The organism is Actinorectispora metalli (genome assembly GCF_056323685.1).
Genome location: NZ_JBREYE010000001.1, coordinates 1 through 25,941 on the forward strand (window position 1 = coordinate 1; position 25,941 = coordinate 25,941).

Sequence of the window (25,941 nt, forward strand, 5' to 3'; positions counted from 1 at the left end):
CCGAAGGGCCTTACCGCTCGACTTGCATGTGTTAAGCACGCCGCCAGCGTTCGTCCTGAGCCAGGATCAAACTCTCCAACAATGAATGTAAGGAGAGAAATCATCTAGCAATAATTTCTCAAAGGAACCCACATGGGGTTCAAAAATACAAGCTCTACTGGCTATGTATCGACACGCTGTTGAGTTCTCAAAGAACACACGCACACCATCTCTTGATCGCTTTCGCGAGCCAGATCCGGGGCTTCGTTATGCTCAGACCTAAAGTTTTTGGTCTTCGGTGCGAGTTGAAACTCTACCAGAGGCAGATTCTCGGCTCTTCACCGGGGGCACCCACTCTACCAACCTGCTGGTCAGGAGCTTGGTTCGTGTCCCCGTCTGCGCTTGGCGTCCTCCGGAGGCTTTCGCTTCCGTGTCCGTGCCGCGCTGACAGGTAGAAAGTTACGCCGCTGCGAACCCAAAGTCAAATCGCGCCCACAGCTACCCGACGCAGTGGAAACCGCAGGTCAGCGGCCCACGTCGGACTGCCACCCACGTTAGTGGGTCAACTCTACCCCCGCAGTGTGACGCTTGCCACGCCGAAGCACAAGCCACCTGTTGTGCAGCAGGTCTTCGACAGAGGGCTGCCACGATTCATCCACGATCTTGCTGTTGTTCACGTAGGCGCCGCCCTCCGTGACGGTCCGCCTGGCTGCTCCCTTGCTGGCCGCCAAACCGGCCGCGACCAGCAGATCCACGATGGTCGGCCCGTCGGGCAGTGCCAGCTTCCCGGTGGGTGCCTCGGCGAGGGCGGCATCGAGGGTCCGCTCGTCAAGCGATTTGAGCTCACCGCGGCCGAACAGCGCCTGGCTGGCCGTCTCCACCTTGGTGGTCTCCTCGGCGCCGTGCACCAACGTGGTCAGTTCCTGGGCCAGCCTGCGCTGCGCGGCGCGCAGCTGCGGTTTCTCCGCGGTCTCCGCCTCCAGCGCGGTGAGCTCCTCGCGGTCCAGGAACGTGAACATCCGCAGGTACTTCAGCGCGTCGACGTCGCCCACGTTGATGAAGTACTGGTACCAGGCGTACGGGGAGGTCAACTCCGGGTCGAGCCAGACGTTGCCGCCGCCGGTGGACTTGCCGAACTTGCGGCCTTCGGAGTCGGTGACCAGCGGGACCGTCATGGCGTGCACGCTCGCGCTCTCGACGCGTCGCACCAGCTCGACGCCGCCGATGATGTTGCCCCACTGGTCGGAGCCACCGATCTGGAGCTTGCAGCCGTATTGGCGGAAGAGCTGGAGGTAGTCGTTGGATTGGAGGAGGAGGTAGCTGAACTCGGTGTAGGACATGCCCTCACCGTCCAGCCGCCGCTTCACCGTCTCACGGGCGAGCATGACGTTGATGGAGAAGTGCTTGCCGACGTCGCGCAGGAAGTCGATGGCGGACAGCTCACGCGTCCAGTTCAGGTTGTTCTCCACCAGCGCGCCGGTGGGCGAGCCGTCGAACTCGACGAACCGCTCAAGTTGGCCCCGAATGCGCTCCGCCCAGTCGGCGACGGTGTCGGCGGAGTGCAGGCTGCGCTCCCCCACCTCGCGTGGGTCGCCGATCATGCCGGTGGCGCCGCCCGCGAGCACGATGGGCCGGTGCCCGGCCTGCTGGAACCGGCGCAGGCCGAGCAGCGGGATGAGGTGCCCGGCGTGCAGGCTGGGCGCGGTGGGGTCGAATCCGGCGTAGAGGGTGAGCGGACCGGCGTCCAGGTCGCGACGCAGGGCGTCGAGATCGGTGGACTGCGCGATCAGGCCGCGCCAGGACAGTTCGTCAAGGATGTGCTCGCTCACGGTCGCCAATCTTTCCGCACAGGTCAACCAATATGGTCGGTGGCTCGTCTTAAGGTTGTCGTTCACTTTCCGACTGGGGGTTGCCGGTGCACCGGTGGGCGCTGCATGCGGGGCTGACGCTGTTGTTGCTGCTCGCGGTGGTGCAGGCGATCCCGGACAACACCACGGTGGACGCCGCGCCGACCGGGCCGTTCGCGCCGGTCCGGGATTGCGGCTCCCTGCGCGGCCAGGAGTTCGGCGCCGCCGCCGTCTCCTCGGCGGACCTGCGCCCCGCGGCCGTCGGGTCACCGGAGCACTGCGAGGTGTCGGGGCTGATCGAGGGCTCCGTCGGCTTCACCGTGGGCCTTCCTATTAGGGAGTGGCGCGGGAGGTACCTGCAGTACGGCTGCGGCGGGTTCTGCGGTCGGACCGCGCCGACCACGTTCCCGGTATGCGAGGGCGTCCCGCCGGGCGATTTCGTGGTCGCGGCGACCGACACCGGTCACCGCACCGAGCGGACCTTCGAGGGCGGTTGGGCCGCGGCCGACCAGCGGGCCCGCGACAACTTCAACTTCCGATCGCCCCAACTGCTGGCGGCGGCCGCCAAGTCGATCACCGCCGCGTTCTACGGTCGCGCGCCGTTCACCTCCTACTTCGCGGGGTGCTCCGGCGGCGGCCGGGAGGCGCTGCTGGTGGCGCAGCGGTATCCGGAGGAGTTCGACGGCGTGCTGGCCGGTGCGCCCGCCCACCTGTGGGCGCCGCTGCTCGGCGAGTACCAGACCTGGCTGGCGCGGGCCAACACCTCGGCCGCGGGTGCGCAGATCCTGACCCCGTCTGTGCTGCCGGTGCTGCACAGCGCGGTGCTGGCGGTGTGCGGCTCATTGGAGGATCCGCGGCGGTGTTCCTTCGATCCCGGCTCGCTGCTGTGTGGTTCGGGCACTTCGGAATGTCTGTCGGCGGAGCAGGTGGCCGCGGCGCGGCGGCTGTACGGCGGGCCGGTGGACGAGCACGGGCGGCGGCTCTACCCCGGTGGTCAGCCGCTGGGTTCGGAGTTGCAGTGGGCGGATTGGGTGGTCGGCCGCGGTGTGGCAGGCGAGGCCGCCGACAGTTATTTGCGGAATCTGGCGTTTCCGTCGGGGCAGTCCGCGGCGGTCGGGTCGTGGGCCTTCGACGCGGCCGGTTTCGAGCGGCTGGTGGCCAACCGCGATGGCAACGCGATGAGCGTGGACCTGGCGAGGTTTCGGGCCCGCGGCGGCAAGCTGATTCTGTGGCATGGCTGGGCCGACCCGGCGATTCCGCCCGCGGGCACCGTCGACTACTTCCAGCGGCTGGTGGAGGCGGGCGGCGCGGACTCGACGCGGCTGTTCATGATCCCGGGCCTTGGCCACTGCGAGAGCGCCGCGCCGGGCCAGCCGCGGTTCGACCTGTTCAGCGGGTTGGTGAACTGGGTGGAGCGGGGTGCGGCGCCGGAGCGGCTGGAGACGCGGCGCTACGACGAGGGCGGCAGGCTGGTCGCAACGGACACCGTGTCGCCGTCGCGGACCACGGCGGCGGACAAGATCTCGTGGCTGGGCGAGGGCCTGTACCGGTAGTACAGGTGGTCGTTGATCGACGGCCATTCGCATCGGCCGGGCCCGGCGGAGGCCGGCTGGCCGCGAAGGCGCCCCGACGGGTCCACCTCGGCTGACGAGACCCGTTACACCTGGGCCCTGACAATTTCCGCGACCTCGGGAGGGCAGACGCGGGAGCTGCGGCGAGCGTGGATGGCTTCGAGCCTGGTCATGTGCATCTCTCCCCATTCGCCGAGTGGTTCGAGCGCTTCGATGAGGGAGTCGCCGAGGTCGGTCAGGGAGTACTCGACCTTGGGCGGGACCTCGCGGTAGATCTCGCGGTGCACGATCTCGTCGGCCTCCAACTCGCGAAGCTGTTGCACCAGCATCTTTTCGCTGACGCCCGGCAGCATCCGCTTGAGCTCGCCGAAGCGGCGGCTTTCGCCGTGCAGAGCCCAGAGGATGAGCACCTTCCACTTGCCGCCGATCACGTCCACCGCGGCATCGAGGCCGCAGGAGTAGGGCGTCGCCTGTCCCATCATCCCTCACTTACTTTTGGGTAAGTACCGCACTTTATAGTGGGTACTTGTCGATCGTAAAGCGGGCCGCGAGCATTTCGGGTGTGGAAAGTTCAAACACCCAAACCCCGGTCACCGTGCTGGGACTCGGCCTCATGGGCACCGCGCTGGCCGACGCGTTCCTCAAAGCCGGTTACCCGACCACCGTCTGGAACCGGTCTCCCAACAAGGCCGAGGCGCTGGCCGCGCGCGGCGCGACCAGGGCCGCGACTCCCGCCGAGGCGATCGCGGCAAGCGCCGTGACTGTCGTCTGCGTACTCGACTACGCCGCCGTCGAGTCCACTGTGGAGGCGGTGGACCTGGCGGGCCGGACCATCGTCAACCTCACCACGGGCACTCCCGAGCAGGCCCGTGAACTCCAGGACCGCATCACCGCCCGTGGCGCGCGGTACCTCGACGGCAAGATCATGGTCACGCCGGGCGACATCGGTAAACAGGACACGCTGCTGCTCTACAGCGGGTCGCGGCAGATCTTCGACGCCAATCGGGAAGTGCTGGAAACGCTGGGCGGCGCGACGACGTTCCTCGGCCCGGACGCCGGGCTGGCCTCGCTGTACGACACGGCGATGCTGGGCACCATGTACTCGACGGCGGTCGGGATCTTCCAGGCGTTCGCGCTGCTGCGGGCGGAGGGCATCTCCGCGACGGAGTTCCTTCCGTTCGCGACCGGCATGCTGACGACGCTGGGAGGGTTCCTGGGGGACTACGCCCGGCAGATCGACGAGGACGATCACGCCGCGAAGGACGCGGCGATCGACATGCAGGCCTCGGGGGTCGCCCACCTGATCCATACCTTCCGCAGCCGCGGCGTGGACACCGCTCCGCTGGATTACCTGAAGGGGCTGCTGGACCGGGCGATCGCCGCGGGCCATGGGCAGGACGATATCGGCAGGCTGGTGGAGTTCATGCGGATCGAGGCCACGGCATGAGCTACGCGGGCAAGCGAGCCGTGGTCATCGGCGGCACCCACGGTATGGGGCTGGCGATGGTGCGGGCTCTGCTCAAGGGCGGCGCCGCGGTGCTGCTGACCGGCCGCAACGAGCAGAACCTGGCGGCGGCGCGGAACGAACTCGGCGCCGAGGTTCACGTGGTCCGCTCCGATGTGGCCGACCTTGGTGACATCGCGGACCTGGCGGGACAGGTCGAGCGGCGGCTGGGTGGCGTGGACGCATTGTTCGTCAACCACGGCTACGCCAAGTTGGAGCCCTACGCCGAGGTGTCCGAGGCGTCCTACGACCGGCATTTCGCCGTCAACACCAAGGGTGCGTTCTTCACGGTGCAGCGGTTGGCGCCGCTGATCGTGGACGGCGGGTCGATCGTGTTCACCAGTTCCGGCGCGGACGACGGCGGCACCCCAGGCATGGTCGTCTACTCGGCGACGAAGGCCGCCCTGTGGTCGATGACGCAGGGTTTCGCCGCGGAGTTGCTGCCGCGTCGGATCAGGGTGAACGCGGTGTCACCGGGCTTCATCAAGACACCCAGCATGGGCATCGACGCGACCGAGGAGTTGAAGGCCGAGTTCTCCAAACTGGGCGACGAGATCACCCCGCTGGGCCGCCACGGCACGGCGGAGGAGGTCGCCGCCGCGGCGTTGTTCCTGGCCTTCGACGCCACCTTCACCACGGCGACCAAGCTCGCGGTGGACGGCGGCCTCGGGCAGAAGATCACCGCACCGTAGGGAACATGACCGTGAGTGGCGAGTTCTCGCCACTCACGGTCTTTCACGTGCCGAAACGCGGGGCCCGCAGGTCGCCGACGGCGAGGTGCACGATGCGCCGGTCGGTGTAGAAGTCGATGCTGTGCTCCCCGCCCTCGCGGCCGACGCCGCTGGCTTTGATGCCGCCGAAGGGTGTGCGCAGGTCGCGGACGTTGTGGGAGTTGATCCACAGCATTCCCGACTGCACGGCCCGCGCGACGCGGTGTGCGCGGGACACGTCGCGCGTCCACACGTATCCGGCCAGGCCGTAGCGGGTCGCGTTGGCCAATGCGACGGCCTCGTCCTCGGTGTCGAAGGGGGTGACCGTGACGACGGGGCCGAAGATCTCCTCCTGGAAGATTCGGTGCCGCGGTTCGACGTCGGCGAACACGGTGGGCGACAGGAAGTTGCCCGCGGGCAGGTGGTCGGGTCGGTCGCCGCCCGCGACCAGGCGGGCTTCGCGCTTGCCGATGGCGACGTAGTCCATGACTCGGGCGTGGTGGTCGGGGTGGATGAGGGCACCGACCTCGGTGGCGGGGTCGTCGGGTGGTCCGACTCTGGTGGCCCGCGCCCTGGCCGCGAGCGCCGTCACGAAGTCGGCGTAGGCGGCGCGTTCGACCAGGACGCGGGAGCTTGCGGTGCAGCGTTCGCCGTTGAGGGAGAACACGCCGAACACCGCGGCGTCCAGCGCGCGGTCCAGGTCGGCGTCGGCGAACACCAGGCACGGCGATTTGCCGCCCAGTTCCATGGACAGCTCTTTGAGGTGGGTCGCGGCCGCGCGCATGATGACCTGGCCGGTGCCGCTTTCGCCGGTGAAGGAGATGCGAGGGACGTCGGGGTGGGCGACCAGCGCGGCGCCCGCGGTCTCGCCGATGCCGTGCACGATGTTGACCACGCCGTCGGGCACGCCCGCCTCGGCCATGATCTCCGGCAGCAGGCTCGCCGACAGCGGCGACCACTCGGCGGGTTTGAGCACCACGGTGCAGCCGGCGGCGAGGCTGGGTGCGAGCTTCCAGGTTTCCAGCATGAACGGTGTGTTCCACGGCGTGATGAGGCCCGCGACCCCGGCGGGTTGGCGGATCACGTAGTTCAGCTGGACGTCGCCGACGTGGTAGGTCTGCTCGTGCATGGCCACGATGACGTCGGCGAAGAACCGGAAGTTCTCCGCGGCCCGGTGGGCTTGGCCGCGGGCCTGGGTGACGGGCAGGCCGGTGTCGAGGCATTCCAGTTCGGCCAGCCGGTCGGCGCGGGCCTCGATGCCGTCGGCGATGCGGTTGAGCACGCCCGCGCGCTGCCGGGCACGCAAACCTGGCCACGGGCCTTCGGTGAAAGCCCGCCGGGCCGCCGCGACGGCGCGGTCGATGTCGACGGCGGTTCCGGCGGACGCCTGGGTGTAGACCGTGTTGCCCGCGGGTTCCAGCACGTCGAAGCAGGCACCGTCCGCGCTGGGTACTTCGCGGCCGTCGATGTAGTGCTTGATCACGTGAGCAGATCCTCGATCTCGGCGCGGAGTTCGGTGACGCGGCGCGTGCCGTGCGCGGTGAGCGGGGTCAGCGGTGGCCGGACGTGGGCGGAGGCCAGCAGCCCGCGGTCGGCGAGGACGTGTTTGGCGGGTGTCGGGTTGGTTTCCACGAACAGCAGTTCCACCAGCGGGTGCAGCCGGTAGTGCAGGTCGATGGCTTCCTCTCGTCTGCCCGCGATGTGGTGCTCGTAAAGCTGGGCGACGGCGCGCGGGGCAAGGTTGGCTGCGGCGCTGACGAAGCCCGCGCCGCCGATGGCCAGCAGCGGCAGGCACAGCAGTTCGATGCCCGACCACATCAGGAAGTCGCGCCCGCAGGCGTGCAGCACGTGGGAGAAGTGCTCGAAGTCCTTGGTGGTCTCCTTGATGCCGACCAGGTTGTCGTGGTTGCGCCGCAGCTTGGCGACCGTGGCCGGGTCGATGTCGACGGCGGTGCGGGAGGGCACGTTGTAGATCGCGATCGGCAGGTCGGGAAACTCGGCGGCCACCGTCGAGTACCACTGGAACAGGCCGTCCTGGGTGGGGCGGGCGTAATAGGGTGTGATGACCAGCGCCAGGTCGGCGCCGAGGTCGCGGGCGGCGGCGGTGAGTTCCAGCGTCTCGTCCAGTTTCGCCGAGCCGGTGCCCGGTGCGAACGGCACCTGGTCGCCGATCTCGGCTGCCACCACCGACATCGCCTCGATGCGTTCGGCCACGGTCTGTGCACTGGGCTCGCCGGTGGACCCGCCGATGGAGATGCCGTGCGAGCCCTCGTGCAGCTGTCGGCACACGAGCCTGCACAGGCTTTCAGTGTCGAGTGCGCCGTCGGCGGTGAACGGGGTGACCAGCGGCGCGAGCGAGCCGCGGATGCGGGCCGGGTCGCTGCGGAACCTCATGCGGGCGCCTTTCCGGTGATCGGGAAGTCCACGATGACCTGGCCGGTGCCGCTGCTCGGGAAGTACCGGCACAGCTGTTCGCCGCGGCCGGTGTAGGAGTCCCAGCCGAGCATCCCGAACAGCATCGCGGTGTCGGCCATCGCGCCTTCGCCGTGGCAGCGTTCTTTGTAGGCGGGCAGCATCGCCAGGAACTCGGCGATGCGTCCGGTGGCCCACAGGTCCAACACGTGCCGGTCCACCTGTTCGTTGAAGGGGTCGCTGATCGTGTTGAGGTGGTTCTCGGCGACCTCGTTGGCCGGAAACTGGTGCGACAGCGAGCCGCTCGCCAGAAACGCCACCCGGCGGTCGCTGCGGGCGACGGCGCGGGCGATGGCCTCACCGACGCGGCGGTTCTCCTCGATGGTGGAGTTCTCGTTGCAGCCGATGGGCACCACGGCCAGCGGGTTCTCGCGGTTCATCAGGTGCATCGGGATGAGAGTGGCGTACTCGAGGCCGAGGTCGCGGACGTCGTGGACCAGCGACTTCTGGCCGCCTCCGCTGATCTCCTCGCCGATCAGCCTGGCGAGTTCCGGGCAGCCGGGGTAGTCGTAGGGGAGGTCGGCGATGAAGTGCGGCAGTTCGTGGGAGGCGTAGGTGCCGGTGTGCCTGGCCTTGGCGTTGAGGTGGAAGCCCATGCTGTTGAGCCAGTGCGCGTCGGCGACGAGGAAGGTGTCGGCGCCGCGGTCGCGGGCCCGACGGCCGACCTCGACCAAGCCCTCCTCGGCGAAGCGGCGGATGCCGTGGTGCTTGCCGGGTTGGAGGGACAGCCAGATGGACGGGACGTGCGTGACCTTGGCGGCGAGGACCAGCTCACCCATGCTTCTCCCTCCTGCGAGCTGGTCGAATCATGTACCGGATCACATATGATTCCTTGTACGTGGCCGCACGGTGCTTGTCGCCGAGTGCATGACGGGAGCCGGGGATGACGCAGCTGGTCAGCACGACCGGGGTGCCCGCGGCGCAGCAGTTCGACCTGTGGCACTGCGCGGTGTCCCAGACCTTTGTGCCGCTGGAGGCCAGTGCGGAGCGCCGTTCGGCGTTCCGCGGCAGGCTGCGCGGCGAGCGGTTGGGCAACCTGCGGGTGTTCGAGGCGACCGCGGACGCGCACACGGTGCGCCGCACCCGCCGGATGATCTCGCGCTCGGCGGGCGAGTTCTACAAGTTGGGCCTGCAACTGCGGGGTTCGGCCGTGCTCGCCCAGGACAGCCGCCAGGCGCGGTTGGCGCCGGGCGACTTCGCGATCTACGACACGACCCGCCCGTACACGCTGGCTTTCGACGGGGTGTCCGCGACGCTGGTGTTGATGTTTCCCCGCGAATTGCTGCCGGTGCCCGGCGGGCAGGTGGCGCGGTTGACCGCGACCAGGTTCGGTGCGGACGCGGGCGTGAGTGGGCTGGTCAGCTCGTTTTTGATGACGTTGGCCGCGCGGCTGGACGATCCGTCGGTGGTGGGCAGCATGCGGGTCGCCCGCAATGTGCTCGACCTGCTCGGCACGGTGTTCGCGGATTCGCTGGATGTGCCCGCGGAGAACGCCCACAACACGTTGCTGCTGCGGATCAAGTCGTTTGTGGAGTCGCGTTTGGACGATCCGGCGCTGTGCCCGGCGGATATCGCGGCGGCGCACCACATTTCGACGCGGTACTTGTACAAGCTTTTCAGCGAGACGGGTGACACGGTCGGCGGGTATGTGCGTCAGCGGCGGTTGGAGCAGTGCGGGCGCGACCTGTCCGATCCTGGGCAGCGTGACCTGCCGATCGGCGCGATCGCGGCGCGCTGGGGTTTGCTGGACGCGGCGTATTTCAGTCGCGCGTTCAAGGCGGAGTTCGGGCTGACGCCCAGCGAGTACCGCGTGCAGCACACAACAACGCCCATGCGCTGAGGTCCAAGCCTGTTCGTCGGGGCGCGGTGGATGCTGGTGCCATGCGCGACGAGGCGATTTTTGTCGGCGGCGAGTGGCTGCCGGGTACGGAGCTTTTCGAGGTCGTCGACCCGGCCGACGGGTCGGTCATCGCCCGCTGCGTCGAATCCGGTGCGCGGGCGGTCGATGACGCGGTCGCGGCGGCCAGGGCCGCGCTGCCCGGCTGGTCCGCGGTGCTGCCCGCTGAGCGGGCCCGCATCCTGTGGCGTATCGCCGACCTGATCGAACGGGACGCGGCCGGGCTTGCCGAGCTGGAGACCCGCGACCAGGGGCAGCCGCTCGCGGTGGCCCGCAACGTGAGCGTGGCCGCGGCGGCAGAGCATTTCCGCTACTTCGCGGGCTGGTGCACCAAGCTCGAAGGGGCGGTCTCGCCGATCTCCCGTCCGGGCACCCTGCACTACACGCGGCGGGAGCCGGTCGGGGTGTGCGCGTTGATCGCGCCGTGGAACTTCCCGCTGATGATCATGTCGTGGAAGCTCGCGCCCGCGTTGGCCTGCGGTAACACCGCGGTGCTGAAGCCCGCTGAGCAGACTCCGCTGACCGCGTTGCGGCTCGCCGCGCTGTGTGCGGAGGCGGGGGTGCCCGCGGGGGTGGTCAACGTGTTGACGGGTGGGCCTGCGGTGGGTCGGGCGCTGGTGCGGCATTCCGATGTGGACAAGGTGTCGTTCACCGGTTCCACCGAGGTCGGGCGCGAGATCGTCGCCGCGTCGGCGCCGAGTTTGAAGCGCGTGACGTTGGAGTTGGGCGGCAAGACACCGACGATCGTCACCGCTTCCGCCGACGTCGACGCCGCTGTGGAGGGCGGGGTCGGTGGGGCGCTGCTGAACAGCGGGCAGGTGTGTGCGGCGTACTCGCGGTTCTATGTGGATCGCCGTCGCGCGGAGGAGTTCACGTCAAAGCTGGCGTCGGCGGCGGCGGGACTGCGGCTGGGTTCGGGTCTTGACCCGGAGACGCAGCTGGGGCCGGTGGTCAGCGGGGAGCAGTTGGAGCGGATCGATTCGTATGTGCGCCAGGGGGTTTCCGCGGGGGCGACGCTGTTGACCGGTGGGGCGGCCGTGGACTCGCCTGGTTTCTTTTATCAGCCGACGGTGTTCTCGGAGGTCACCGATGAGATGGCGATCGCCCGCGAGGAGATCTTCGGTCCGGTGCTGTCGGTGCTGACCTATGACGATCTCGAGGAGATTCCGGCTCGCGCCAACGACTCCCAGTACGGTCTTGCGGCCTCGATCTGGACGTCGGACCTGGGCACCGCGCACCGGCTTGCCGCCGATATCCGGGCGGGCGCGGTGTTCGTCAACATGCTGCCCGTCCCCGACCCGGCCGCTCCGTGGGGCGGCTTCAAGGCCAGCGGCTGGGGCCGCGAGATGGGCCCGTATGCCCTGGACGCCTACACGGAGGTCAAGGGCATCTGGGTCCACCACGGCTGAGCACCGCCCCCCAGACCCGTCCGTCTTGGGCCGCCCCATCACAGCAGGGTCAGAGGCCGAAACTGGGACAAGCTCGTGTCACGGGCATCCGCCATCGGCGCTACCCAACAATCCCCCGCCCGCCCGGGGGGACGGCCCTCGGTCAGCCTATTGCCCAAGATCGGCGGGCGAAAGCGGGATTGGACGATCTGTGGATAGCGCTGGGTGCTGTGGACAACACGCCGAGGTGGGTGTCGTTTCTCAACGGGGTTTGGGTGGGGTCGTGTATAGGGCGCACGTCGCTACGTCGGAAGGGTTTTGAGGACTTCGCCCAGGTGGTGGATGGAGTCCGTCAGTTGGTCGTCGCTGAGGTAGGGAGCGGGGCCTAGGCGGAGGTGGTCGCCGCGGCTGTCGGTGCGGACGCCGCGGTCGGCCAGGGCGCGTTGGATGGTGGCGGCTTGCGGTGAGCGGAGTGCGAGGAAACCGCCGAAGTCGCTCAGTGGGGCGGTTCGGTCGCGGTCGATGAGCTGTGGTGGGGCGTCGAAGGCGTCGAATTCGCGGGCCAGCAGGGCGATCTGGTGTTGGGAGAGTTCGCGGAGGAACTCCGGGGTGAGGTCGTGCTCGGTGAAGAAGTCGAAGACGCGGGCGGCTCGGTAGTGGCTGGTCGGGTCGTAGGTGGCGCCCGCGAAACGGGCGGCGCCGCGGGCGTAGGCGACGCGGCCGGGGTCGTGGTCCTCGGACAACGCGTCGAACTCGCCGAACCAGCCGGTGATCACGGGGCGCAGGGTGTCGGCGTGTGCCGGCAGGCGGAGGAAGCAGTTGCCCTCGCCGAGTTGGAGGTATTTGTAGCCGCCGCCGGTGATCCACGCGCTTGCCAGGCCCTGGGTGGCGATGTCGAAGGGGACGGTGCCCAGGGCGTGGTAGGCGTCGACGAGCAGTTCGACGTCGAACCGGCGGCAGATCTCGGCGACCGCGCCGAGGCCGGTCACGATGCGGCTGGTCTCGAACAGGACCGAGGACACCAGCACGGCGCTGGTCAGGTCGTTGACGTTGGCCGCGATCCGCGCGGCCAGGGTGTCGACCGGGTCGGCGGGGACGCGGACGATCTCGATGTCCTCCTCCGACAGCCGGGCCAGTTGCCTGCGGAGGGTGTGGAACTCGCCGTCGGTGGTGACCAGCCGCGGCCTGCGGCGGAGGTCCACCGCGGACAGGAAGCGGAGCACGAGGTCGTGCGTGCTGGCGCCGAGTGCGATTTGCGCGGCGGGTTCACCGAGCAGGCGGCGGAAGCCCGCGCGGACCTGTTCGGCCTTGGCCTCGGCGCGGTCCCACTTGCGGTCCAGGTGCTCCAGTGCGTCGGTGATCGCGGCGAGTTGGCCTTCGACGGCGACGTCCGGCCACGCCTGGTGTGAGTGGCCGGTGAGCAGGAGCTTGTCCGCGACCGCGGCGCGGGAGTAGTGGGGGGCGAGGGCATTGGGTGAACGGCGCAGAGCGTCCACAGTGGTCACAGCTGGCTCCTTACGGCCCACAGGTCGGGGAACATCGGCTGGAACAGGGTCTGGCGAAGATAGGCCGCGCCTGCGGAACCGCCGGTGCCTGCCTTGGTGCCGATGGTCCGCTCGACCATCTTGATGTGCCGGTACCGCCATTCCTGAATGCCTTCATCGATGTCTACCAAACGTTCCGCCACCTGCGCGTCGACGTGGTTGTCGCGGTACACCTGCAGGAGCACCGCCTGCACGGCTTCGCTGGGCTCATACGGTTGGCGCACATCGCGATCGAGTGCTTCGGCGGGCACGCGGTAGCCGCTCGCCGAGAGCAGGCTGAGGAACGAGTCGAACAGCGCGGGACGGGCCATGGCGTCCTCGATGCGCTTGCGGGCGGGGCTGTCCTCGGCGTAGTGGGAGAAGCCGCCGGGGTCGCGGCGGCCGAGCACCGACTCCAGTTCCCGGAACTGGGCGGACTGGAAACCGCTGGCGGCGTCGAGGCGGGCGCGGAAGCTGGTGAACTCGCGCGGGGTCATGGTCTCCAGCACATCGATCTGGGCGACGGCGACCTTCAGGATGCTCAGGACGCGGTGCAGGGTGTGCAGGGCGTGGGTGGCATCGCCGCGTTCCAACAAGGTCTGCAGCCAGCGCAGTTCGTGCAGAAGCTGCTTGAACCACAGTTCGTAGACCTGGTGGATGATGATGAACAGCAGCTCGTCGTGTTCCTCCGACCGAGGCCGTTGGGCGGAAAGCACCTCGTCCAGCGCCAGGTAGGACGTGTAGGTGAGGGCGGCATCCTGCGATTTCACGGGCGGGTCACCTCGTCGAAGTAGCGCTGCGCTTCGGGGGCGAGCGTGCGGTAGAGCTCGTGGAACAACGCGACCGCCTGGTCGCGGTGGGGCGGGGGCGGTACGAGATCGGCGGGCAGTTCGGGGTCGGTGAACGGAAACTGCCGGAAGTCGTGGGTGAGCCGGGTCCGCAGCCGCAGCGCCTGCCGCGGCTCGGTCGCCGATCGGTCCGAGTACTCCTCGACGAAATCCCGGTACCTGCGGTCCAGCTGCTCCAGGTCCCAAACCCTGTCCACAAAGGAATGGAAGTCGAGCGCGGTCGCCGGGCCGCCCAGGAAGAGTCCGGCGTGCTTGTCGATGTCCAGCTCGGACAGCAGGGCGGCGACCTCATGTTCCCGGTCGTGGGGTGCGATCCAGGTGCCGTCCTGCACGGGGCCGAAGCCGAGGAAGCGCAGCCTGCGCACCAGCCGCTCCCTCGCTTGGCGGCGGGTTTCGGGGATGGAGTGCCACAGGACGGTCCACCGCGTGCGGCTCGGAGTGGTGCGGCCGAGGTTGAAGATCCGCTCGTCGCCCTCGGCGAGCAGGGCCAGCGAACGGTCGGTGAGTGTGTAGTGCACGAGCCTGCCGTCGCGTTCGCGGGCGAGCAGGTCGCGGTTGACCAGCCGGGTCAACGCGACGCGGGCCGCCGCCTCCGAGAAACCGAATTCACCCAGCAGGGTGACGAGCCCGCCGGACCACACCTGATTGTTCTCGCGTGGCCGAAGGAAGGCGCCGAGCAGCGTCAGCACCAGGTCCTGCGGGGCTGGTTCGAAGGTGTCGGCCACTCGGGCCATGTTAGTTGACACTTCAGCTCAGTCAAGTGTAGACCTTGTGAAACAGCAGGTGAGGAGGTTCGCATGCGGGTCGGTATCGGGTTGCCCAATACGACTCCCGCCACGAGCGGCGCGCTGCTGGTGGAGTGGGCACGACGGGCCGACGCCGGGCCGTTCTCGACGGTGGCGGTGTTGGACCGGCTCGCCTACGGCGGCATCGAGCCGTTCGCGGCGCTGGCCGCGGCCGCGGCGGTCACCGAGCGGACCAGGCTGGCGACGATGATCGCGATCGGACCGCTGCGCGGCACCGCGATGCTGGCCAAGCAGGCCGAGTCGGTGAACGAGCTTTCCGGCGGGCGGCTCACCCTGGGCCTGGCGGTCGGCGCCCGCCTCGATGACTACGTCGCGGCCGGGGTGGACCACCGCAACCGCGGTACCCGGCTGGACGAGCAATTGGCCTACCTGCGCGGCGCCGCCGAGAAGTCGGTGATCTCCCCCGAGCAGCCAGGGATGGAACTGCTGGTCGGCGGTCTGAGCGGGCAGGCGTTCACACGGATGGCGCGCTACACCGACGGCTATGCGCACGGCGGCGGGCCGCCGAGGGCGTTCGCGTCCGCGGCGACCAAGGCCCGCGCGGCCTGGAGCGACCTGGGCAGGTCGGGCAGCCCGGTGCTGTGGGGTCAGGGCTACTTCGCGTTGGGCGGCGAGGAGGCCGCGGCGGCGGGCACCGACTACCTGCGCGACTACTACGCGTTCACCGGCCCGTTCGCCGAGAAGATCGCGGCGGGCAACCTCACCAGCCCGCGCGCGGTGAGGGACTTCATCCGCGGCTACGCCGAGGAGGGTTGCGACGAGCTGATCCTGCTGCCCACGGTGTCCGCGGTGGATCAGCTGGACCGCTTGGCGGAAGTGATCGCGTCATGAAGGTCTCGATCGTCGGCGGCGGACCGGCGGGCCTGTTCCTGGCGATCCTGCTGCGCAAGGCCGACCCGGCGGCGGCTGTCACGGTGTTCGAGCGCAACGCTCCGGACGCGACGTTCGGCTGGGGTGTGGTGTTCTCCGAGGGCACGCTGGGTGAACTGCGGGATGCCGATCCGCCGACGTATGAGGAGATCACCGACACGTTCGCCCGCTGGGACGCGGTGCACATCCGCTATCGCGACCGACTGGTGCGCTGTCGTGGCAACGCGTTCTCGGCGATTTCCCGCAAGTTGCTGCTCGCGATCCTGCAGCGCCGCTGCGTCGAGTTGGGGGTGGATCTGCGTTTCCACACCGAGATCGCCGATCCGGTGGCGTTGGCGGCCGAGTGCGATCTGCTGGTGGCGGCCGACGGGGTGAACAGCCAGGTGCGGTCGGCGGGCGGGTTCGAGACGTCGGTGCGGCCGCAGGGCTGCAAGTACATCTGGTACGGCACCGAGAAGGTGTTCGACGCGTTCACGTTCATCTTCCGCGCGACCGAGTTCGGGTTGTTCCAGGTGCACTCGTATCCGTTCGACGAGCGGCTGAGCACGTTCATCGTGGAATGTCCCGAGGAGACCTGGCGGGGCGCCGGGCTGGACACCATGGACGAGCAGGCGGGAACGGCGTTCTGCGAGAAGCTGTTCGCCGATGAGTTGGGTGGTCACCGGCTGCTGTCGAACCGTTCGCTGTGGACGACGTTCCCACAGGTGCGCAACGCAAGCTGGCATGCTGGCAACATCGTGCTGGTCGGCGACGCCGCGCACACGGCGCACTTCTCGATCGGCTCCGGCACGAAACTCGCCATGGAGGACTCGGTCGCGTTGGCGAGGGCGATCCAGAAGCACGGCCCGGTGACGGCGGCGCTGGTCGAGTACGAGTTGGAACGCCAGCCCATGGTGGAGCGCTTCCAGCAGGCCGCCGCCGACAGCGCGGGCTACTTCGAACGCGTCCGCCACCACGTGGACCTGGAGCCTCTTCAGTTCGCGGCGAACCTGCTCACCCGCAGCGGCCGCGTAACCCACGCGAACCTGTCCGCCCGCGACCCGGACTTCGGCCGCGAACTCGACGCCTGGTTCGCGGGCAGCGACGCCCCCTTCGCTCCCCCACCGGCCTTCACCCCCACCACCATCGCCACCCTGCCCCTCCGCAACCGCATCGCCCGCTCCCCCAGCCCCAACGCGATCCGGATCGGCGATTCCCCACTGGACACAGCCCCCGCCCTCCCAGGGGGGCGACCCCTCGTCAGCCTATCGAGCATCAAAACTGCGCAAAGTCGGAAAGCGGAAGTTGTGGATAACCGGGGCGGTTGTGGACAACACGCCGGTGAAGTGGACTATGGGGCGCTGGCTCGGGATGCGGGTCTGGTAGTGACCGAGTTCGTCGCCGTGTCCGAGCAGGGGCGGATTCATCCCGGCTGTCTCGTCGCGAGAGACGACGCCGCGGGCTCCAAAAAGGGCGCCGATCCTGACGGCGAAGCCGACGCGCCGACCCGTGATGTCGTTGCCACACTGCGAAATTGGGTGAACGACGCGCATGCCAGGCAAGCCGCGATCGTGCTGCGCCTCGGCCACGCGGGACGGCGCGGCGCGACCCGACCGCCGTGGGAAGGCATCGACCTGCCGCTGCGCGCCGACGATGCGTGGCCGCTGATCGCGGCGTCCCCCATCAAGTACGGCCCCCTCAGCCAAAAACCCGCCGAAGCGACCGCCGAACAGCTGGCAGGCGTGGCAGGGGACTTCGCGCGGTCCGCCAGAACGGCACTCGACGCCGGATTCGACGGTCTGGAGCTGGATTTCGCCCACGGATACCTGGTTGCAGGCTTCCTCTCCCCCCTGAGCAACCGCCGCCGCGACAACTACGCCGACCCGCTGCGGTTCCCGCTGGAGGTGCTCGCCGCCGTGCGGGAGGTGTGGCCCGCGGACCGGGTGCTCTCCGTCCGGCTCACCGTCGCGGACTGGAACCCCCGCGGGCTGCGGGTCGACGACGGCGTCGCCGCGGCACGAGCGCTGGCCGAGCACGGTGTCGACCTGATCCACATCCAAGCGGGCCACAGCACCGCGAACGAAGGACCTCGCTACCGCGCGGGATACCTGACCGAACTGTCCGACCGTGTCCGCAGCGAAACCGGAGTGTCCACAATGGTGGGTGGCTACCTGACCACAGTGGACCAGGCCAACACGGTGCTCGCCGCGGGGCGAGCCGACCTGTGCCTGATAGAACAGCCCCCCGCCGCCAGCCGGGTGGTGGGCGGATGAGCCTCTACTTCGCCGAACTGACCTCGCTCCAGGTCGCCGACCTGATCACCCAGGACCAGCGGACCGTGTTGCTGCTGCCGGTCGGCGCGATCGAGCCGCACGGCCCGCACGCCCCGCTGGACACCGACCCGATCATCTCCCGCGGCGTCTGTCTCCGAGCCGCCCGGCAACTCGCCGACGATCCGACCGTCAGGGCGCTGATACTCCCGGAGATCCCCTACGGCGTCACCTGCTTCGCCGAAGGATTCGCAGGCGGCATCTCCGTCACCGCCGACACCCTGCGCGCCCTGGTGACCGACGTGTGCGGCGCCCTGAAGCAGCAGGGCCTGGGCAGAGTGGTGATCGTCAACAACCACTTCGAACCCGCGCACGTCGCGGTGCTGCGCCAGGTCGCGACGGAGCCAGGCGTCGGATACCTCGATGTGTTGCGGTGCAAAGCAGCCGAGCGCCTGACCGAGGAATTCCGGTCCGGCGCCTGCCACGGCGGCCAGTACGAGACCTCGATGGTGCTCGCGGACCGACCCGAACTCGTCGACGCGCCCCGCATGCGCGAACTGCCCGCCGTCCCGGTGGACCTCGTCGCCGCGATCCGCGGCGGCCACACCCGATTCACCGACATGGGCATGACGCAGGGCTACTGCGGAACACCCGCCCAGGCCACCGCCGAGGAGGGGCACGCGACGTTCACGGTGCTGACCGAGTTGCTCGTCGAGGTGATCCGCGAGGTGGCCAATGCTGACCTATGAGGACATACCGCGCTTCTTCAACGTCACCGACCACTTCGTCGACCGCAACCTCATCCACGGCGAGCGCACGGCGCTGATCCTCGGCGACCGCAACGTCACCTATGCGGAACTGGCACAGCAGGTCAACCGCGTCGCCAACGTGTTGCTGGAGCTGGGGGTCCGCCGGGGCCAACGGGTGCTGATCGCGTTGCCCGACGGCCTCGAATTCGTCGCCACCTGGTACGCGGCGCAGAAGATCGGCGCGATCACCGCCGAGGTCTACACCTACCTCCAAGCCGCCGACTTCGCCTACTACCTCGGCTACACCGGTGCCGCGTTGACCGTCGTGGACGGCGTGACGCTGGAGCGGATGCGGACCGCCGCGCCGTCCGGGCCGCGGCTGGTGGTGGGCGAGGAAGACCTCCAGCCCAACGAGCGCAGCTTCGACTCCCTGGTGGCACAGGCACCGGACACGGCGGAAACCGCGAAGACCACCAAGGACGATCCGGCGATCTGGAAGTTCACCACGGGCAGCACCGGGAAGCCGAAGGCCTGCGTGCACACGACGCGCAGTCCCCTGCTCAGCTTCCACTGGTACGCCCGCGGCGTGCTGGACCTCCAGCCGGACGACGTGATCCTGCCGGTGCCGAAGCTGTTCTTCGGCTACTCGCGGGACCTCGCCGCGTTGTTCCCGTTCGGGGTCGGCGCCGCGGGAATCGTGTTCCCCGAGCGGACCACCGCCGAGGCGTTGTTCGAGCTGATCGGCAACCATCGGCCGACAGTCCTGGTGAACGTGCCGACGATGATGCGCAAGATGATCGAGGCCCGCCCCGAGGCTGACCTGAGCTGCCTGCGACTGTGCACCTCAGCAGGCGAAGCACTGCCCGCTCCACTGCATCAACGTTGGCTGGACACCTTCGGCGTGGAGGTCCTCGACGGGATCGGGTCCTCGGAGGCCTACCACATCTACGTCTCCAACCGCCCCGGATCGGCACGCGTGGGCAGCCTGGGACAGGTCGTGCCGGGTTACCGGGCCGAGGTGACCGACGCCGACCGCAGGCCGGTGCCGGTAGGTGAGACCGGTGTCCTGGAAGTCACCGGTAAAACCGCGGCACTGGGCTACTTCGACGCACCGGAGAAGACCGCGGAGACCTTCCACGGGGACACCGTGCGCAGCGGCGACCTGTTCACGGTGGACGCCGACGGCTTCTTCTCCTACCGCGGCCGCGCCGACGAGATGCTCAAGGTCGGCGGGCAGTGGATCGCGCCCGCCGAGATCGAGAACTGCCTGCTCTCCCATCCCGACGTGCTGGACTGCGCGGTCGTCGGCTACACCGAGGACGGACTGACGAGACCCCGCGCGTTCGTCGTGGTGCGTGACGGCGCCGAGAAATCCGCCGAGGCGCTCCAGGAGTTCGTGCGGAGCAGGCTGTCGCCGCACAAGTACCCGCGTGACGTGCGTTTCCTCGATGAGCTGCCGAAGACCGCTTCGGGCAAGCTCGACCGGAAGGCGTTGCGCACCCAGGAGGAATCATGAACCCTGCCGACCTGCTCGGCATCGAGGACCTGCTCGGCGACGAGGAACGGCTGATCGCCTCGACCGTGCGCCAGTTCGTCGGCGACCGGATCCTGCCGGGCATCGAGGGCTGGTACGAGGCGGGCACCTTCCCCCGCGAGCTGGCGACCGAACTCGGCAAGCTCGGCGTGCTCGGCATGCACCTGGACGGCTACGGCTGCGCGGGCACCAGCGCCGTCGCCTACGGGGTGGCGTGCCGGGAGTTGGAGGCGGGCGACAGCGGGCTGCGCAGCTTCGTCTCCGTGCAGGGCTCGCTGGCCATGTTCCCCATCTGGAAGTACGGCTCCGAGGAGCAGAAGCAGCGGTGGCTGCCTGGCATGGCGGCGGGCGAGCTGATCGGCTGCTTCGGGCTGACCGAACCGGACTCCGGCAGCGACCCGGGCAGCATGCGCACCAACGCCAGGAACGACGGCCCCGACTGGGTGCTCAACGGCGCCAAGATGTGGATCACCAACGGCGGGATCGCCGACGTCGCGGTGGTGTGGGCGCGGACCGAGGACGGCGTGCGCGGATTCCTCGTGCCGAAGGGCACCCCCGGGTTCTCCACGCGGGACATCAAGAACAAACTGTCGATGCGCGCCTCGGTCACCTCGGAGCTGGTGTTCGAGGACGTGCGGCTGCCCGCCGACGCGGTGCTGCCGGGCGTCACCGGCCTGCGCGGCCCGCTGTCTTGCCTGAGCGAGGCGAGGTTCGGGATCATCTGGGGCGCGGTGGGCGCCGCGCGGTCCTGCCTGGAGACCGCGGTGGCCTACGCCCAATCACGCGAGCAGTTCGGCAAGCCCATCGGCTCCTTCCAGCTCACCCAGCAGAAGCTGGTGAACATGGCGCTGGAACTCAACAAGGCGGCGCTGGTCGCCCTCCGACTCGGCAGGCTCAAGGACGCGGGAACACTGCTGCCCGAACAGGTCAGCTTCGGCAAGCTCAACAACGTGCGGGAGGCCATCGCCATCGCACGGGAAGCCCGCACCATCCTGGGCGCCAACGGGATCAGCGGCGAATACCCCGTGCTGCGGCACGCCAACAACCTGGAGTCGGTGCTGACCTACGAGGGCACCAGCGAGGTGCACACGCTGGTCCTCGGGCACGTCATCACCGGGCTGAAGGCGTTCACATGAGCAGGCTCGTGGTGGTCACCGGCGGCAGCCGCGGCGTCGGACGGTCCATTGTGGAGCGCTTCGCCAAGGACGACCGGGTGGTCGCGGTGGGCCGGGACACCGAGGCGCTGCGGGACGTCGCCGACGCGACGGGCTGCGCCACCGAGGTCTGCGATGTCACCGACGAGGACGCGGTGAACGCCCTGTTCCAGCGGCTGGGACCGGTGGAGGTGCTGGTCAACAACGCGGGCGTGTCGACGAGCGCGGCGGTCGAGAAGACCGACCTTGACGTGTGGCGGCGGATGTTCGAGGTCAACGCGACCGGTGCGTTCCTGTGCACGCGCGCAGTACTGCCGGGCATGCGGGAACGCGACTCCGGGCGCATCGTGACGGTGGCCTCCACCGCCGCCCGGATCGGTGTCCCCCGCACCTCCGCCTACTCCGCGGCCAAACACGCGGCGGTCGGCCTCATGCGGACCGTCGCCGCCGAGGTCGGCGGCAGCGGGATCACCGCGAACGCGGTGTGCCCCACGTTCATCCGCACCGAGATGACCGAGCACAACGTGACCCGCATCAGCGGCCTGTCCGGCCGCACCCAGGAGGACATCGTGAAATCCCTGGTCGCGACCGTCCCGCTGGGGCGGCTGCTGGAACCCGAGGAGGTGGCCTTCGCGGTGGCGTTCCTCGCCGCGCCGGAAGCCGCCGCGATCAACGGGCAGACCCTGGTTCTGGACGGAGGAGGTATCCAGTCATGAGCCCGTTCCGGGCCTCCGCCGCGTTCACCTCGCAGTGGAAGCATTTCGACCTGGCCATCGCCGACGGCGTCGCGCGCGTGACGTTGACCCGGCCGGACAAGCTGAACGCGCTGACCTTCGACGCCTACGCCGACCTGCGGGACCTGCTGGCCGAACTACCGCACCGCGGCGACGCGAAGGTGCTGGTGATCGCCGGTCAGGGCCGCGGCTTCTGCTCCGGCGGCGACGTCAACGAGATCATCGGCGAACTGCAGAAGTTCAGCTTCACCCAGCTTCTGGAGTTCACCCGCATGACCGGCGGCGTCGTGAAGGCGCTCCGCGAGTGCCCGCTGCCGGTGATCGCCGCGATCAACGGGGTCGCGGCGGGCGCCGGTTCGGTGCTCGCGCTGGCCTCCGACTTTCGGGTACTCGCCCGCTCGGCCTCGTTCGCGTTCCTTTTCACCAGGGTCGGACTCGCGGGCGCGGATATGGGCTCGGCGTACCTGCTGCCCCGCATCGTCGGGCTCGGCCGCGCCACCGAACTGCTCATGCTGGGCGACAAGGTGACCGCCAACCGGGCCGACGCGATCGGGTTGGCCACCACCGTCGTCGACGACGAGGAACTGGCGGGCACCGTGGACGCGCTGGCGCGCAGGCTCGCCGACGGCCCGGCCGCGGCGTACTCGGCGACCAAGGTTCTGCTCACCCGCGAACTGGACATGGACCTGGGCAGCGCGGTGGAGCTGGAGGCGATGACGCAGGCGCTGCTGATGACCAGCGAGGACCACGCCGAGTTCTACCGGGCCTGGACCGAGGGGCGGAGTCCACAGTGGAGGGGTCGATGAGCGTGCACCGGATCGTGACCGCACCCGAGCTGGCCGAACCGGTCGGCTTCGCCCACGCTGTGGTTGCCGCCCCCGGCACCACCGTGCACCTTGGCGGGCAGACCGCGCAGGGACCGGACGGCAAGATCGTCGGCGAGACGGTGGCGGAGCAGTTCGACGTCGCCGCGGGCAATGTGGTCACCGCATTGCGGGCGGCGGGCGCGGAACCCTCGCACCTGGTGTCGCTGATCATCTACGTGACCGATGTGCCCGCCTACAAGGCGGCATTGAAGGAACTCGGACCGGCCTGGCGCCGCCACTTCGGCAGGCACTACCCGGCGGTCGCGCTGCTGGGTGTGCGGGAGTTGTTCGATGAGGAGGCGGTGATCGAGTTGGTCGGCGTCGCGGTGCTGCCAGGGGAGACGACATGACCGACCCCACCCGGTACGCCCACCTGCCCGTGGAGAAGGCCGAGTTCCTCGCGGAGGTCCTGCGGCTGGGCCGCGAGCTCACCGAGATCGCCGCCCAGGGCACCCCGGGCCGGGTCAACCGGGAGCTGGTTCGGGCGCTGGCCGACAACGGCCTGCTGGGCAAGGTGTTCGGCACCGACGGGGTGTCCGCCGTGGACCTCTGTCTGCTCAGGGAAGGCCTCGCGCGGTTCTGCACCGAAGCCGAAACCGCGCTGGCGTTGCAGGGGCTGGGTGGCTACCCGATCTTCCGCGGCGCCCGCCAGGAGATCGTCCGCGAATGGATACCGCGCATCTCCTCCGGTGAGGCCATCGTCGGGTTCGCGTTGACCGAGCCGGATGCGGGCTCGGACGCGGGCGCGTTGACGCTGCGGGCCGACCGGGACGGCGACGGTTACCGGCTCAGCGGCGAAAAGGTCTACATCTCCAACGCCCCCGAGGCGCAGGTGTACTCGGTGTTCGCCCGCACCACCCAGGGCGCCCGCTCGCGCGGCATCACCGGCTTCCTCGTGCCCGGCGACAGCGCCGGGGTGAGCGGGGAGTCCCTGCGCATGCTGTCGCCGCACCCGATCGGCAGGCTGCGCTTCGACCAGGTGCACGTGCCCACGGAACACGTGCTCGGCGAGGTCGACCAGGGCTGGGAACTCGCCATGAACACCCTGAACCTGTTCCGGCCCAGCGTCGGCGCGTTCGCGATCGGCATGGCCCAGGCAGCCCTGGACGCCGCCATCGAGCACGCCGCGAACCGACGCGCGTTCGGCAAGACACTCAGCGAATTCCAGGGCGTGTCACACCAACTCGCCGACGTCGCGACCCGCGTGCAGGCCGCGCGGCTGCTGGTGCACAGCGCGGCGACCGCCTACGACGAAGGCGGCACGGACATCGCGCACCTGTCGGCGATGGCGAAGCTGCTGGCCACCGAAACCGCGCAGCAGGCTGTGGACGTCGCGATCCAGGTGCACGGTGGACGCGCCTTGGAGGAAGGTCACCTGCTGGAGCACCTGTACCGGGAGGTCAGGGCGCCACGCATCTACGAGGGAGCGTCGGAGATCCAACGCGAGATCATCGCCCGCAGGCTGTTCACCGGAAAATGATCTGACCCATTCATCACGCGCTGGTAACGTCGAAACCGCGACTGAGTTCGTTTACTGAACCTGGGGGTTCGATGGGACAGCCGTTCCGTTTCGGCGTCAACCTGGTCCAACCCGGCTCGCGGGAGGACTGGACCAAGAAGTTCCAGCTCGCCGAGTCCTTGGGCTACGACGTGATCAACGTAGCCGACCACATCGGCATGCCCGCGCCGTTCACCTCGCTTCAATTGGCCGCCGATGTCACCGAGCGGCCGAGGCTGGGCACGTATGTGCTCAACGTCGGCTTCTTCAAGCCCGCCCTGCTGGCCAGGGAGGTGTTCACCCTCGACCAGCTCACCGACGGCAGGCTGGACCTCGGCCTGGGCACCGGTTACATGGAGTGGGAGTTCGACCTCGCCGGGATCCCCTTCGAGTCGCCCGGCAAGCGCGTCGACCACCTGCGGCACACCATCACCGAGCTGAAGCGCTTCGCCGAGGACGAGCAGTTCCAGCCCCGCCCAGCCCAGTCCCCGCACATCCCGCTGCTGGTCGGCGGCAACGGCGACCGCGTGCTGCGCTTGGCCGCCAGGCACGCCGACATCGTCGGCTTCGTCGGCGGCAAGGCCGCCCCTCCCGGCTCGTCCCACCCGATGGCCCTGGCCACCGCCGAGGACATCGACGGCCGAGTCCGCTTCGCCCGCGAAGCGGCGAAGGACCGCGAGTACGTTTCCGACATCCTCGTGTTCTCGGTCAGCCGCAACCCCACGGACAGCCTCGGCCCCTTGGACGAGTTCATCGCCTCCGGCCTCACCCCGAAGCAAATGGCGGACGTGCCCTCGATGCTCTCCGGCACCCCGGCCGAGATCGCCCGCAAGATCCAGGAGCACCGGGACCGCTTCGGCATCACCTCCTTCACCGTCCTCGAACCGGCCATGCAGGACTTCGGGGCTGTGATCGAACTGCTCCGCTGACGGATGTCCCTGAGAAAGCAGCTGATCACCCGGATCGCCGCCGAGATCACCGCGAAGGGGTCAGCTACTGCTTCGGGTAGAGCACCCAACTGATCGAGTAGTCGCCATCGCGACCCGGCTCCACCTTGTTGATTACCGCCCAGTTGTTGTCACTGGTGTGCACGCACATGGCTTCGCCGGGTTGGAGGTTTTCGATTCTGACAGAATTCTCGCGGATCTTGGTGCTGGCCGCGCAGGTAGCAGGGTTGGCTTCCTTCACGGGCACCAACCGCACCTCCACTCCCTTGGCCGTGATGTATCCCTCGCCAAATCGCAGGGTGCCGAAACTCAGTTCCAGGTCGGCGCTTCCCGTGACCTCTGGCATGGCCGTCTTCGTGTCGAGATCCAGGAAGGTGCCATTGGCAAACGTCGTCGCAAGGGCCTTTTGCAGCTCGGGCGGGCCGAAAGCCGGTGTCGTGGTGGTCGCCGGAACCGTTGCGCCCGTTGTGGTCGAGGGCGTCGAAGAAACGGTCGTCGGCCGTGGGCTGGTCGATGTCTCGGAACCGGCCGCTGTTTGGACCTGGTCGGGGGCGGCGGCGCGGTAGGCCAGGGCCGCGCTGAGGCCCGCGGCGCCGAGAACGAGGGTCAGCACCGCGGCCAGGACGCGGAGGCCGAGGACGCGGCCCCAGTTGGAGACCAGGAGCACCAGGCCGGTGATCAGCGTGGCGGCGGACAGCACGAGTGCGATCAGGTGTTGCTGGGTCAGCAGCAGCGCGGTCACGGCAGCCACGTCGGCGACCAGGCTGATCGGCCACTGGATGGCGCTTCTCGGTC

24 protein-coding genes and 1 rRNA gene are annotated in these 25,941 nt (G+C 68.9%); 15 read left to right on the forward strand and 10 right to left on the reverse strand.

Going from position 1 to position 25,941, the window contains the following annotated elements; all coding sequences use genetic code 11:
- Window positions 1-82 (reverse strand): 16S ribosomal RNA (locus tag ACU6XJ_RS00005); the annotation flags it as partial.
- Between the two features lie 451 nt (window positions 83-533).
- Window positions 534-1,808 (reverse strand): tyrosine--tRNA ligase, encoded by a 1,275-nt coding sequence (gene tyrS / locus ACU6XJ_RS00010; RefSeq protein ID WP_476305399.1) that lies wholly within the window; start codon window positions 1,806-1,808, stop codon window positions 534-536.
- 86 nt (window positions 1,809-1,894) lie between these two features.
- Between tyrS and ACU6XJ_RS00015 the strand changes: the two genes are divergently transcribed.
- Window positions 1,895-3,379 (forward strand): tannase/feruloyl esterase family alpha/beta hydrolase, encoded by a 1,485-nt coding sequence (locus ACU6XJ_RS00015; RefSeq protein WP_476305401.1) that lies wholly within the window; start codon window positions 1,895-1,897, stop codon window positions 3,377-3,379.
- A 104-nt stretch (window positions 3,380-3,483) separates the two neighbouring features.
- On the opposite strand, the gene ACU6XJ_RS00020 is transcribed toward ACU6XJ_RS00015, so the two are convergent.
- Window positions 3,484-3,876 (reverse strand): winged helix-turn-helix transcriptional regulator, encoded by a 393-nt coding sequence (locus tag ACU6XJ_RS00020; RefSeq protein WP_476305403.1) that lies wholly within the window; start codon window positions 3,874-3,876, stop codon window positions 3,484-3,486.
- 83 nt (window positions 3,877-3,959) lie between these two features.
- On the opposite strand from ACU6XJ_RS00020, the gene ACU6XJ_RS00025 reads away from it, so the two are divergent.
- On the forward strand, window positions 3,960-4,844 hold the full coding sequence (locus ACU6XJ_RS00025; protein ID WP_476305405.1) for an NAD(P)-dependent oxidoreductase: 885 nt from the start codon (window positions 3,960-3,962) through the stop codon (window positions 4,842-4,844).
- Window positions 4,841-5,593: an SDR family oxidoreductase gene (locus tag ACU6XJ_RS00030; RefSeq protein WP_476305407.1), complete on the forward strand. Its 753-nt coding sequence runs from the start codon at window positions 4,841-4,843 to the stop codon at window positions 5,591-5,593. The genes ACU6XJ_RS00025 and ACU6XJ_RS00030 overlap by 4 nt, the downstream gene beginning before the upstream one ends.
- Window positions 5,594-5,636: 43 nt before the next feature.
- Here ACU6XJ_RS00030 and hpaE read toward each other — a convergent pair whose 3' ends face one another.
- Genes hpaE through hpaD form a run of 3 tightly spaced genes read right to left on the reverse strand, consistent with a single transcriptional unit; the run spans window position 5,637 to window position 8,862 of the window.
- Window positions 5,637-7,094: a 5-carboxymethyl-2-hydroxymuconate semialdehyde dehydrogenase gene (hpaE, locus tag ACU6XJ_RS00035; protein WP_476305409.1), complete on the reverse strand. Its 1,458-nt coding sequence runs from the start codon at window positions 7,092-7,094 to the stop codon at window positions 5,637-5,639.
- A complete protein-coding gene (dapA, locus tag ACU6XJ_RS00040) occupies window positions 7,091-8,005 on the reverse strand; it encodes a 4-hydroxy-tetrahydrodipicolinate synthase (RefSeq protein ID WP_476305411.1) in 915 nt (304 codons plus the stop codon). Before dapA ends, hpaE begins: the two co-directional genes overlap by 4 nt.
- Complete coding sequence (gene hpaD / locus ACU6XJ_RS00045) at window positions 8,002-8,862, reverse strand: 3,4-dihydroxyphenylacetate 2,3-dioxygenase (protein WP_476305412.1); 861 nt, start codon at window positions 8,860-8,862, stop codon at window positions 8,002-8,004. The genes dapA and hpaD overlap by 4 nt, the downstream gene beginning before the upstream one ends.
- A gap of 104 nt (window positions 8,863-8,966) precedes the next feature.
- On the opposite strand from hpaD, the gene ACU6XJ_RS00050 reads away from it, so the two are divergent.
- Both ACU6XJ_RS00050 and ACU6XJ_RS00055 read left to right on the forward strand, forming a co-directional pair.
- A complete protein-coding gene (locus ACU6XJ_RS00050; RefSeq protein WP_476305414.1) occupies window positions 8,967-9,923 on the forward strand; it encodes an AraC-like ligand-binding domain-containing protein in 957 nt (318 codons plus the stop codon).
- A gap of 41 nt (window positions 9,924-9,964) precedes the next feature.
- The gene (locus ACU6XJ_RS00055; RefSeq protein ID WP_476305416.1) at window positions 9,965-11,389 is read left to right on the forward strand and encodes an aldehyde dehydrogenase family protein; all 1,425 of its coding nucleotides are present in this window, start codon (window positions 9,965-9,967) and stop codon (window positions 11,387-11,389) included.
- A 281-nt stretch (window positions 11,390-11,670) separates the two neighbouring features.
- Here ACU6XJ_RS00055 and ACU6XJ_RS00060 read toward each other — a convergent pair whose 3' ends face one another.
- The 3 genes from ACU6XJ_RS00060 to ACU6XJ_RS00070 are packed head-to-tail and all read right to left on the reverse strand — an operon-like array spanning window position 11,671 to window position 14,464.
- Window positions 11,671-12,873: an aminotransferase class V-fold PLP-dependent enzyme gene (locus ACU6XJ_RS00060; protein WP_476305418.1), complete on the reverse strand. Its 1,203-nt coding sequence runs from the start codon at window positions 12,871-12,873 to the stop codon at window positions 11,671-11,673.
- Window positions 12,870-13,661: a tryptophan 2,3-dioxygenase gene (locus ACU6XJ_RS00065; protein ID WP_476305421.1), complete on the reverse strand. Its 792-nt coding sequence runs from the start codon at window positions 13,659-13,661 to the stop codon at window positions 12,870-12,872. The genes ACU6XJ_RS00060 and ACU6XJ_RS00065 overlap by 4 nt, the downstream gene beginning before the upstream one ends.
- Window positions 13,658-14,464 (reverse strand): PaaX family transcriptional regulator, encoded by an 807-nt coding sequence (locus ACU6XJ_RS00070; RefSeq protein WP_476305424.1) that lies wholly within the window; start codon window positions 14,462-14,464, stop codon window positions 13,658-13,660. The genes ACU6XJ_RS00065 and ACU6XJ_RS00070 overlap by 4 nt, the downstream gene beginning before the upstream one ends.
- A 72-nt stretch (window positions 14,465-14,536) precedes the next feature.
- Between ACU6XJ_RS00070 and ACU6XJ_RS00075 the strand changes: the two genes are divergently transcribed.
- From ACU6XJ_RS00075 to ACU6XJ_RS00120, 10 genes are all read left to right on the forward strand, one after another.
- Window positions 14,537-15,376 (forward strand): LLM class flavin-dependent oxidoreductase, encoded by an 840-nt coding sequence (locus ACU6XJ_RS00075; RefSeq protein WP_476305427.1) that lies wholly within the window; start codon window positions 14,537-14,539, stop codon window positions 15,374-15,376.
- Window positions 15,373-17,667: an FAD-dependent monooxygenase gene (locus ACU6XJ_RS00080; protein WP_476305430.1), complete on the forward strand. Its 2,295-nt coding sequence runs from the start codon at window positions 15,373-15,375 to the stop codon at window positions 17,665-17,667. The genes ACU6XJ_RS00075 and ACU6XJ_RS00080 overlap by 4 nt, the downstream gene beginning before the upstream one ends.
- Window positions 17,664-18,413 (forward strand): creatininase family protein, encoded by a 750-nt coding sequence (locus ACU6XJ_RS00085; RefSeq protein WP_476305432.1) that lies wholly within the window; start codon window positions 17,664-17,666, stop codon window positions 18,411-18,413. Before ACU6XJ_RS00080 ends, ACU6XJ_RS00085 begins: the two co-directional genes overlap by 4 nt.
- Window positions 18,400-19,929 (forward strand): benzoate-CoA ligase family protein, encoded by a 1,530-nt coding sequence (locus ACU6XJ_RS00090; RefSeq protein WP_476305434.1) that lies wholly within the window; start codon window positions 18,400-18,402, stop codon window positions 19,927-19,929. Before ACU6XJ_RS00085 ends, ACU6XJ_RS00090 begins: the two co-directional genes overlap by 14 nt.
- A complete protein-coding gene (locus ACU6XJ_RS00095; RefSeq protein ID WP_476305435.1) occupies window positions 19,926-21,083 on the forward strand; it encodes an acyl-CoA dehydrogenase family protein in 1,158 nt (385 codons plus the stop codon). Before ACU6XJ_RS00090 ends, ACU6XJ_RS00095 begins: the two co-directional genes overlap by 4 nt.
- Window positions 21,080-21,817 (forward strand): SDR family NAD(P)-dependent oxidoreductase, encoded by a 738-nt coding sequence (locus tag ACU6XJ_RS00100; RefSeq protein ID WP_476305437.1) that lies wholly within the window; start codon window positions 21,080-21,082, stop codon window positions 21,815-21,817. Before ACU6XJ_RS00095 ends, ACU6XJ_RS00100 begins: the two co-directional genes overlap by 4 nt.
- Window positions 21,814-22,641, forward strand: coding sequence for an enoyl-CoA hydratase family protein (locus ACU6XJ_RS00105; RefSeq protein WP_476305439.1), 828 nt, complete (start codon window positions 21,814-21,816; stop codon window positions 22,639-22,641). Before ACU6XJ_RS00100 ends, ACU6XJ_RS00105 begins: the two co-directional genes overlap by 4 nt.
- Window positions 22,638-23,051 carry a RidA family protein gene (locus tag ACU6XJ_RS00110; RefSeq protein WP_476305441.1) on the forward strand — a complete coding sequence of 138 codons (414 nt, stop codon included), beginning with the start codon at window positions 22,638-22,640 and terminating at the stop codon, window positions 23,049-23,051. The genes ACU6XJ_RS00105 and ACU6XJ_RS00110 overlap by 4 nt, the downstream gene beginning before the upstream one ends.
- Complete coding sequence (locus tag ACU6XJ_RS00115; RefSeq protein WP_476305443.1) at window positions 23,048-24,181, forward strand: acyl-CoA dehydrogenase family protein; 1,134 nt, start codon at window positions 23,048-23,050, stop codon at window positions 24,179-24,181. The genes ACU6XJ_RS00110 and ACU6XJ_RS00115 overlap by 4 nt, the downstream gene beginning before the upstream one ends.
- 71 nt (window positions 24,182-24,252) lie before the next feature.
- The gene (locus tag ACU6XJ_RS00120; protein ID WP_476305446.1) at window positions 24,253-25,128 is read left to right on the forward strand and encodes a TIGR03621 family F420-dependent LLM class oxidoreductase; all 876 of its coding nucleotides are present in this window, start codon (window positions 24,253-24,255) and stop codon (window positions 25,126-25,128) included.
- A gap of 64 nt (window positions 25,129-25,192) precedes the next feature.
- Here ACU6XJ_RS00120 and ACU6XJ_RS00125 read toward each other — a convergent pair whose 3' ends face one another.
- A complete protein-coding gene (locus ACU6XJ_RS00125) occupies window positions 25,193-25,888 on the reverse strand; it encodes a hypothetical protein (RefSeq protein ID WP_476305449.1) in 696 nt (231 codons plus the stop codon).
- Window positions 25,889-25,941 lie beyond the last annotated feature (53 nt).